The organism is Neiella marina (assembly GCF_002165625.1).
Lineage (GTDB): Bacteria > Pseudomonadota > Gammaproteobacteria > Enterobacterales > Neiellaceae > Neiella > Neiella marina.
On sequence record NZ_NGNS01000019.1, the window covers coordinates 82,325 to 92,112 of the forward strand.

Annotated in this window: 7 protein-coding genes and 3 tRNA genes; 7 read left to right on the forward strand and 3 right to left on the reverse strand. The window is 49.3% G+C overall.

The features are described from left to right. Positions 1–8 precede the first annotated feature (8 nt). From prsK to CBE68_RS14025, 3 genes are read right to left on the reverse strand one after another with little or no spacing between them, the layout of a single operon-like run. A complete protein-coding gene (gene prsK / locus CBE68_RS14015; protein ID WP_087506735.1) occupies positions 9–2,060 on the reverse strand; it encodes an XrtA/PEP-CTERM system histidine kinase PrsK in 2,052 nt (683 codons plus the stop codon). Beyond that, the gene (locus CBE68_RS14020; protein ID WP_087506736.1) at positions 2,057–5,083 is read right to left on the reverse strand and encodes an efflux RND transporter permease subunit; all 3,027 of its coding nucleotides are present in this window, start codon (positions 5,081–5,083) and stop codon (positions 2,057–2,059) included. Before CBE68_RS14020 ends, prsK begins: the two co-directional genes overlap by 4 nt. 2 nt (positions 5,084–5,085) lie before the next feature. Then, the gene (locus CBE68_RS14025; RefSeq protein ID WP_143824575.1) at positions 5,086–6,102 is read right to left on the reverse strand and encodes an efflux RND transporter periplasmic adaptor subunit; all 1,017 of its coding nucleotides are present in this window, start codon (positions 6,100–6,102) and stop codon (positions 5,086–5,088) included. A gap of 128 nt (positions 6,103–6,230) precedes the next feature. Here CBE68_RS14025 and murB point away from each other — a divergent pair, with 128 nt between their 5' ends. From murB to CBE68_RS14060, 7 genes are all read left to right on the forward strand, one after another. Beyond that, positions 6,231–7,307, forward strand: a complete 1,077-nt coding sequence (murB, locus tag CBE68_RS14030) for a UDP-N-acetylmuramate dehydrogenase (RefSeq protein ID WP_087506738.1) — start codon at positions 6,231–6,233, stop codon at positions 7,305–7,307. Then, complete coding sequence (birA, locus tag CBE68_RS14035) at positions 7,288–8,283, forward strand: bifunctional biotin--[acetyl-CoA-carboxylase] ligase/biotin operon repressor BirA (protein WP_087506739.1); 996 nt, start codon at positions 7,288–7,290, stop codon at positions 8,281–8,283. Before murB ends, birA begins: the two co-directional genes overlap by 20 nt. Then, positions 8,270–8,986, forward strand: coding sequence for a type III pantothenate kinase (locus tag CBE68_RS14040; RefSeq protein WP_087506740.1), 717 nt, complete (start codon positions 8,270–8,272; stop codon positions 8,984–8,986). The genes birA and CBE68_RS14040 overlap by 14 nt, the downstream gene beginning before the upstream one ends. A gap of 200 nt (positions 8,987–9,186) precedes the next feature. Next, positions 9,187–9,271 (forward strand) — tRNA-Tyr (locus CBE68_RS14045). Between the two features lie 36 nt (positions 9,272–9,307). Then, a tRNA-Gly gene (locus tag CBE68_RS14050) sits at positions 9,308–9,382 on the forward strand. A 13-nt stretch (positions 9,383–9,395) separates the two neighbouring features. Further along, positions 9,396–9,471 (forward strand) — tRNA-Thr (locus CBE68_RS14055). Positions 9,472–9,588: 117 nt separating this feature from the next. After that, the coding region (locus tag CBE68_RS14060; RefSeq protein ID WP_233143587.1) for a GTP-binding protein at positions 9,589–9,788 on the forward strand (200 nt) is incomplete at its 3' end.

Below are 9,788 nucleotides of genomic sequence, written 5' to 3' on the forward strand. Positions count from 1 at the left end.
TGTGAGCATTATGCTTGGTTCGAATTGGGCTGTATAGGGATTGTCATGACAAATTCGGTGCCAACGCCAACATTACTAGTAACACTGAGGTGGCCTTGAAGCTGCTCAACGAACTTCTTCGCGTCATAGGCGCCAATGCCCATACCGGCGTTACCCTTGGTTGTATCGAATGGCTTGAATAAGCGTGTGCTGATGAACTCTGGCGTCATGCCCTGGCCGGTATCTTTTACCGAAATATGGAGTTCATCGGGACTGGCGGTCAGCGATAGCTCGATGGAACCTGAGTCCTGAGTAGCATCCTGAGCGTTTTGTACCAAATGGCTCAGTACATTTTCAAATCGTTCTTGGTTTGCTGTTAGTGCAACTGAGTTTAACGTCGTTGAAAATAACGGATTTGGCATTCTTGCCTGACAGCTTTCGATCACGGCTCGAATACTTGATACTGCGTCAAAAGAGCGTTGATTCTCGCCTTCAATGCGTTTTTGGCGAAGCTGCTCCAGCATCCGGTTTAATCGGTTTGATGCATCTTCGACTGTAGCAAAGGCATCATCGACAAAGTCTGGATTATGCTTATGTCGCTCCGCGTTTCGGGTTAACAATTGCAGCTGTGCTAAGACATTCTTTAAGTCATGGACCAGAAAAGCAGACATTCGATTGAAAGTGTCGAACTGTTGGCTTTCAGCCAGTGCCATATTGGCTTGCTGGAGTTTTAGGTGAACGGTTAACTGGCGCGCGATGACTTTCATCAGGTCGCGATCTTCCCAGTCGATGTTCTCACTGCTTTGTGGTTGCGAGAGCAAACAAACGGCGTCGACACCGGCGCCTTTATCAAGAGGCACAATTAAGCGGTACGGCGCAAGCGCTGCGATTGTGTTGCCATCAAGCTCAAATGGCAGGTGTTCATCGGGTGATTTGAATTCTTCGACGTCGAGGATCCAATCATGTTGAATGACCAGCGGAGCAACTTGATTGATGGTCGTATGGAGTGCTTGTTGGTTGGTTAGTTGTTGCGATCCAATCTGCGCAAGGATCTGAAACTCTTTACCTGTTTTGACTGCCAAGATTGCTTGTTCACTGGCAAATGGCTGCGCCATCGCTTGTATCGCGACTTGCGGCAATGAATTAACGTCATGGCTAAATACATCGGCAAACTTCATCCACTCATCACGATATTCATACTTATTGGCAAAAAAGTGTTTAGCGATAAAGACTTTGACGCGCCTTCTCAGCCGATCTGACAAGAACAAACTGGCCAATACCAAGCCACCTAAAGCGAAGAATGCGATTTGGGCGAGCCCACCCCAGCTACCTCCCATGTAGCGAATGTAATAGCCCGCTAATGCCATCAGCACCAGATAGCCGCCTGCCGCCATCAACAAGGTGCTATGAAAAATAATCTCACGAGAGACAAAAACTCGAGTTGACCAATGTTGCGAGCGGCGAGCCGTTAACAAGATCAATGGTGTCGCTGCGGTATGCAGCCAACCGCGTACGCTCCAGAATTCGATAGGCAGCGATTGTGCTAGGGCAGCATTGGAAAACAACACAAAATCAAAAACAAAAACCATGCCTAAGCCAAGGCAAAGCGGTTTGATCGCCCACTTTTGCTCAGGCAATGTTTGCCGATACAAATGCTCAATCAACCATAAGGCTAATACCGGTTGCACTAAGTGCAGGGTTAAAAAAGTACTGGCTGACATCCAGCCAACTTGGTGTTGAAACAGCTCCGCGATGGCGGTAAAGACAAGAACTAGAGCAACAACTGTTCGCGGCAATGGCGTGAACAAATCCCGCCATCGTTGCGATTCCGATAATGCTGAGGTGAGCAGTAGCAGCCAAACACCGTTTTTGATGGTATCTATTGCAAGCACTAGGTGAAGTGACATGCCATTGTATAGCTGGAGTGCAGCAATGGCAGACCATATTGCCGTCAATCCACATGCCAACAGCAAACAGCTTTTTGGCAACGAGCGTTGCCGAGTGGTCAGCACCAATAAGAATAAGAACAGAAAACTCAGCGCGGCTAATCCATAGCCCCACATACCAACGAGTTGACTCATGCCTGATTTCTTCTCCGAACAACTAGATACGACAGTACTGGAACCACCAACAAACTGGACAGCGTTGACACCGCCAAACCACCAATAATCACCCAGCCCAACGGTGCCCAAAGTTTACCACCGAGCAAGGTCAGTGGCAGTAGCCCAACTATGGTGGTTAATGTGGTTAAGATAATTGGTGTAAGACGAGTTGCACTTGCAGCCACTACCGCATTCATTGCCGAGTGGCCCGCTCGCATGTTGTAGTTGACCGTATCAAGCAAAATAATGGCATTGTTGACAACAATACCAAATAAGCTGATCAGGCCGACAAATGCCATGATCGAAAAGCTAAAGCCAGTGAGGTACAAACAAGTCACAGCACCTGCAACTGCAAATGGAATGGAGGCAAAAATCACTACTGGTTGAACAATACTCTGAAACTGGAATACTAGTAACGCAAAAATCCCCAAGCCGGCAATGAGCATGACATGGCTTAGCCCAGAGAAATTCTCATTGCGAGACTCTTCCTCTCCCCCAACTTCAAACCGCACGCCAGCGGGCATCGGGTAGGCCTGGAGAAAATCTACTGCTTGCTTGGTCAGCTGTGCAACGCTAAAGCCCGCAGCTGCGTCGGCAGAGACTTTACTGCTGCGAACCTTCTGGAAGTGGAAGAACTTGGGATGTCCTTCTTGCAGGTTTGCACTAACGAATTGATTGAGCGGTATTAGCTGGCCTTCTCGTGTTGTTACATCAACCTGTGCAAGCTCGTCAAAGCTAGGCGATAACCCTTTCACTTTAACGGGATAAGTGTCTCCTAGTTGATCTTTGAGAACGCCCACTTGGCTACCCGTCAAAATCGTTTTCAAGGTCTGATCAAACTCGGCGACATCAACATTTGTTAGGGCTAAAACGTCGAACTGAATATTCAAGTCCAGCTCAATCTGCGCTTCACCTATGTCATTGCGAATGTTGACCACTCCCTCTGTGCTGCGCAAAAAGGCCTCTAAATCACGAGCTACAAGCCGGACTTTAGCCACATCGTCACCAATCAAACGGAGTGTAATTGGCGGATCAGTGACGGGGCCCTGCTGAAACTCTTTAACGGTGACATTTGCTAATGGAAAATCGGCGAACATGTCCCGCCAGTTGCCAATCAGTTGATTGACCTTGCTGTCATCATATGCAGCTAGCGTGATTAATAGTTGGGCGTAATTACTGTGGCCCCGGCGGGGAATTTCGTTGTAATAAATCCGAGGGTTGGCATTACCAACGTTTATCGCGAGTGCTTCAACTCCCTCGGAATTGCGCAACATCTCAGCTACTTCATGGGCAATATCGTCCGTTTCATGCAACGCCGTGTTCGGAGGCGCTTGAATATCGACAAGCAGCATCGGCTTCTCGGCTTTGGGAAACAAAGCGACGCCGATTTTGGGAAACAAACTGAAGCCAGCAATTAGCACCACTAAAGAGGCAGCTAAGGTCAGCCAACGGTAATTGAGTATTGGTACCAGTATGCGGTTGTATTGACTGAAGGCAAAATGATCGACCAGGTTTTGTAGCGACCATTTCGGAGCCGCAGCGACCATCAGTTTGCTTGCCATTAATGGCGTCAGGGTGAGCGAGAGTAGCAATGAAACGATTAATACCAAACTAACAGTCACTGGCATTGAGCGCATGAAATCACCGCTCGAGCTCTGCAACAGCAACATGGGCAGAAAGGCAAAGACCGTTGTTAATGTGCCAATGGTACTCGCGGCGCCTACTCGGCTCGCGCCGTGCTGAGCTGCTTCAATGGCCGAGCGATTGGAGCCAATGGAGCGGTGGACACTTTCTGTCACTACGATTGCGTCATCAACAAGCAAGCCAAGTGCAATAATCAACCCGACAATCGACATTTGCTCAAGGCCAAAGCCAGTCATGTCCAATAGGCCGATAGCAATAGCAAACGACAATGGCACGGTAATTGTGATTAACAGTGACGCGCGTGGCCCGAGAAACAAAAAGGACAAAATGGCGACCAGAATTAACCCTTGGGCAAGATTCTCAAAGAAGCCGTTTACGCGAGTTTCAACACTATCTGATTGCCGGAAAACGCGTTCAACTATGAGCTCTTCACCGGCGACAAGCTGGAAGTCTTTGATTTCCTGTTCCAGTAGTTCAGTTAAGTCGAATATGTTGCCGCCCTCGGCTTGCTGCACCGTTAAGTACACTACTGGTTTGCCGTTGTAATACGCCAAATAGGTTGGCTCGTCCGATGCATAAGCAACATGAGCAACGTCGGATACTGTGATCGGCGAGTGGTCACCGCGAAGCACCACCGTGCGCCGCACTTCATCTAAGTTTTTGTAATTGCCACTAGCATTGACATTAAAACGTCGCTGACTGGCGTCAACGAATCCGGGGGTGATGTTGTCTGCCCGCGAAGTCAGTGCTTGTGATACCTGATTGATGCTCAAGCCATATTGCTTGAGTCGTTCTGGCAATACCGAAACTTCGACGATTTGCTCGGGCAGCCCCCAACGCTCTGCTTTTCGAACTTCAGGGTGTTGCTCCAAACGTTTTTGCAGTTGTTCAGAGGCAACTGATACTGCTTTGTAGTCCATCGGTTGGGTCGACAACGCGTACTGCAAAATGCTAACGCTGGTTGGCGATGCTTTTTCAACAAACAGCTGAGTTTCTGGTGGTAAGCGATCACGCACATTTGCAATGGCGAGCTGAATATCGTCAAAGCCTTCATCGGGATCGGTGCCGTATATAAACGTCACCTCCATGCGCGTGCCGCCGTTGTGAATCGAGGTATCTATTTTTTTGATGTCCTCTAATTCAGCCACCGCTTGTTCTATCGGGTCAACGACAAGGGTCTCGACATCAAGGGGCGAAGCGCCTGGGTAGACTGCTTCGATCAATGTAATGGGCAAGTCGAATTGCGGATCTTCCGAGCGCGGCATGCTGAAATAGGACATGACCCCCAGTGCAACCGCTAAAAAAACAATGATACAAGTGAATTGCGGCTTCCTTAATGCCGCATTAGGTAACCACATGGCTATTGCTCCAACTGATTGAGCAGGCGATCCCAGCCTCTGGTTACGACGCGTATTTGATTGTCAGTCGCAGGGATGTAGATAGATTGTTGGTCCATATGAATGATGGGGAACTGGCGTAGCTCATAACCATTACCCGAATCGATGACAAAACTTGCTTCTCCGTTTGTCACTGCGGCCAGTGCAACGATTGGAATACGATAACTGGGTTGTTGTCGGGTAACGCCAATTGACGCTTGTACCCATTGCCCTGGTAATGCTCGCCTTTGGTCAAAATCAACGGCAATTTCGACTTCATACAGTCCTGTGCTGGCATCAGCAATAGCGCTGATGGCAATAATTTTTCCGTTGAATGTCTGTTGCTCGGGAGTACTGATCACAACGGGCATTTGCAATTCGACCTGAGAAATCTCGTTCTGTGTCAGATTGAGTCGAACGACTAAGTTCTTGGCATCAGTTGATGCAACTGAAAAAACCGGAGAGCCCGAAGACACTTGCTCTCCCGGCTGCACTAAACGCGATACCACGACCGCGTCAAAAGGCACAATAATGGTGGCTTTATTGATATCGTAATCAATCTGTTCCATTTCACTTTGCGCTTGTACTGCATCAGTCTCAGCTTGTTCAAGAAAGTCTTTTGATACCGTCTTTTCCCGGTAAAGTTGACGAGCTCGCTGCAAGTCTTGTTGAGACTTTTGATGGCGCGCTGTGATGCTGGACTTGGTCGCCATTAAATCGGTCAACTCAATGGTAGCAATAGTATCGCCAGCATAGATACGTTGGCCCGAATCGGCGTAGAGAATGTCAACAAAGCCCGGAGTTTTGAAGGACAGGTTGGTGATGTAACGGAAATCGATGCGCCCAGTTCGATTGATCTCGATATGAAAGGGCTCTGAATGAATCACTTGGCTCTGACTTGGCATATTATCCGGGCCAGCGAACACCGGCATCGCTGATACCCAAACCAGCAGAGTGACGCGAAACACGACTTTTAGTGTGGAAGTCAGGGGAGACAACACGGTCCTGTCCTTGGTGATTTAATATCCATTGAGTCTACACCAAGATGCGATAGAGAGAAGAGCAATCTGTGATAACAACATGAAAGCCCGAGGACTTTTTAGCTGATGCGAGACTAAAAGCCGGTATAATGCTGGCACTGTTTCTTGTGAGTGTGTTTACCTTGTCCCAGCCTTCGCCTTTGAACTTGCAGCCTTATCATACATTTGGCCTGCCTCAGACGGCCTGCAGTCTTCATCTTGTTTCTGATCTCCATCAATTGCAGACACTCCGCGCAGAATTGAAACAACGACCCTATTGGCTTGGAGAAGGGGCGAATACCATCTTCGTTGAGCCGATCCTGCGTCCTATTGTTAAACTCACTGCGCAGCAAGTGACCATCGAATCTCGCTCAGCGTCAGTGTGTTGTCATATCGAAGCAGGAAAAGATTGGCATCAACTAGTGGCCGAGTTAACAGGTCAAGGGATTGGCGGAATCGAAAATTTGGCGTTAATTCCTGGGACCGTCGGCGCAGCCCCGATACAGAATATTGGCGCATACGGTGTCGAGTTGGCGGATTTCTGTATTTATGTCGACGTGTTTGACTGGTCTACCGGCGAGCAGCGCCGACTCGAAGCCGATGAATGTCAATTCAGCTATCGCCATTCAGTGTTCAAAACCGACGCCGCAACGAATTGGTTGATTACTGCCGTGGGACTGGAACTGCCAAAGCCATGGCGGCCGAAGCTCACTTATGGTGGCTTGGAACAGTTGGCGAAAGAACAAAGCTTGACGCCTCAGCAAGTCATGGCACAGGTCATCGCGGTGCGCCAAGCGAAATTGCCAGATCCAGCGCAGTTGGGCAATGCCGGTAGCTTTTTTAAAAACCCGACAATCTCAAATGAGCAAGCAAGTCGTTTGCTTGCGCACCACCCCAATATGCCACACTTTACCGTTTCAGACGGTATCAAAGTACCTGCAGCTTGGTTAATTGACCAACTCGGTTGGAAGGGCAAAGCGGTCGGCGGTGCTGCCGTTCATGACAACCAAGCCTTAGTGATCATTAATCGAGGTAGCGCTGAAGTGGCGGATGTCATATCGCTTGCATGGCGCATTAAGCAGCAGGTTCAACAAAGCTATGATATCGAGTTGGTACCGGAAGTCCGCTTCCTTGGCGCCAACGAAGAGCTGACTTTGGAGCAGGCGTATGCGCAAACCCACCTTTGAAAGCAAGCGCGCAATTTTACAACAGTTGAGTGCCGATAACTTTGTTTCTGGCACTGACTTGGCAGCTCGCTTACAGATCAGTCGTTCAGCCATTGCCCGCCACATATCGGAGTTGCAAGATCTGGGGGTCGATATTTATGTGGTCAAGGGAAGAGGTTACAAGCTTGGTGCTCGCTTGGATTTAATTGAGTCCGAAGTCCTCGCAATGCTCATCGATGATTGGCGACCACAGGACGCTGAGCTGCATGTGTATCCTCTGATTGATTCAACCAACCAATTTTGGCTTGACCGTCATCCTCAGCAGCCGCCTTCTGCCAGCGTATGTTTTGCTGAATGCCAGAGTGCCGGGCGAGGGCGACGAGGCCGCAGTTGGCAATCGCCTTTTGGTGGCGCCCTGTATTGTTCTGTGTGGTGGCGCTCCGACAATAATTTATCGGAGCTAATGGGGCTCAGCGTGGCTATTGGTTTGGCATTGACACGTTGGCTGGTCGATTTGGGAGTGCCAGCGCAAGTGAAGTGGCCCAATGACATCTATATCAAGCAGAAGAAAGTTGCTGGTATTTTAGTTGAGTTGGAATCCGGTAAAGATGGCAAAGGCTCGGCAGTGGTCGGTGTCGGTTTGAACATTAAGTTGCCCGATTCAGTTTCCGCAAATATTGATCAACCTTGGACCGATTTGAGTCAGTGGTTAGTGCCATTACCGGCCCGAACCCAGCTAGCAGCCGGCCTTTATCAAGCGCTTGTTGAGTGTTTACAGCGATTTGAAGCGGGTGGTTTGCAGCAGTGTCTGGCCGATTGGCCGAAGCACGATGTTTATGCGGATAAAGCCATTCGTCTGCAAATGGGCGATCATCAGGTAGCAGGAATTTGTCGCGGCGTTGATGGTCAGGGGGCGTTGGTGATTGAAACCGGCGACGGTAGACGCAGTTTCTTTGGTGGCGAGATTAGCGTGAGGCCAGATCATGTTGTTGATTGATTTAGGCAACACCCGTGGCAAGTTAGTGATGGTCAGCAACGGTGAGTTGCAACCGTCAGTGTATTGGGATTACGACCACGACATCGTGTCACTGCTCAATCAGTTAAACCCTTCTGCTATATATATGGCATCAGTTGCGCCGCTTCGAATTGAACAACGAATCATTGACGCAGCTGTCGCTGCTGGAATTGCGATAAACCGGGTGACAACAGAGGCAGAACGTTTTGGCGTTGTCAATGGCTACGACGATTATCACCAGATGGGCATTGATCGATGGTTAGCTATGATTGGTGCTCGCCAGCTGCGTAAGCAAGCATGTGTCGTGGTTGACGCTGGTACGGCGGTGACCATTGATGCGTTGGATCATCAAGGCCATCATCTTGGAGGGTGGATCATCCCTGGCTTGGCACTAATGACAACATCGTTGATGCAGCGCTCGGATAAGCTTAATGTGCCTGCCGCCGAATTCGGCGTCGGTTTTGGTTTTGCCACTGGTCAAGCGATTAGCCGCGGTGCGCTTCACGCTGTGGCAGGAGCCGTCGAACAAGCATGTGCTTTGGTTGCCGACAGCGTGACGCCAACTCCAATGGTCGTGGTGACCGGAGGTGATGCACAAACGGTAGCTGCGGCGTTATCAGCACCAACGCAAATTGTTCCTGATTTAGTCTTTAAAGGCCTACGGTGTTACGCCGAAGCTATCTGAATGTCGCGAAATAGGGTGGTTTTGTACGAACTATGCGCAGTAATTCAGAAAATATCGGAAATATTGAAAAAGGTGTTGCACTGCCAAAATCCCTTATATAGAATGCGCTCCGCACTGAACGACAGGTGCTTGTTACAGGTAGTGGCTTGAAGCCGCACAAGCAGTAACAACAAGCATAAGCTTGATACTTGTCGACGCGTGGAGGGGTTCCCGAGTGGCCAAAGGGATCAGACTGTAAATCTGACGGCTCCGCCTTCGAAGGTTCGAATCCTTCCCCCTCCACCATTTATTTTGCGGTTTGAGGTAGCCTCTAAGGCACTTGCGGGTATCGTATAATGGCTATTACCTCAGCCTTCCAAGCTGATGATGTGGGTTCGATTCCCACTACCCGCTCCAGCGAGAATTCAGTGCTGATATAGCTCAGTTGGTAGAGCGCACCCTTGGTAAGGGTGAGGTCGGCAGTTCAAATCTGCCTATCAGCACCACTCTTCTCTTGTTACGCTCCCTCAAGCTGATGAAGAACAATTGCCGGTGATAATACCGGTTATTGCTGTTGAGGCTTTATTTGCCCACTCAACTTTTCTAAAACGGAGTCCATTCTAATGGCTAAAGAAAAATTTGAACGTAGTAAACCGCACGTAAACGTGGGCACCATCGGTCACGTTGACCACGGTAAAACCACTTTGACAGCGGCGATCACTAACGTACTTGCAAAAGTATACGGTGGTGAAGCAAAAGATTTCGCACAAATCGATAACGCTCCAGAAGAGCGTGAGCGTGGTATTACCATCGCGACTTCTCA

Coding starts and splice junctions, on each gene's coding strand:
- prsK (WP_087506735.1), bottom strand. CDS start 2,060: ATGAGTCAACTCGTTGGTATGTGGGGCTATGGATTAGCCGCGCTGAGT.
- birA (WP_087506739.1), top strand. CDS start 7,288: ATGCGCAAACCCACCTTTGAAAGCAAGCGCGCAATTTTACAACAGTTG.
- murB (WP_087506738.1), top strand. CDS start 6,231: ATGCTGGCACTGTTTCTTGTGAGTGTGTTTACCTTGTCCCAGCCTTCG.
- CBE68_RS14040 (WP_087506740.1), top strand. CDS start 8,270: ATGTTGTTGATTGATTTAGGCAACACCCGTGGCAAGTTAGTGATGGTC.
- CBE68_RS14020 (WP_087506736.1), bottom strand. CDS start 5,083: ATGTGGTTACCTAATGCGGCATTAAGGAAGCCGCAATTCACTTGTATC.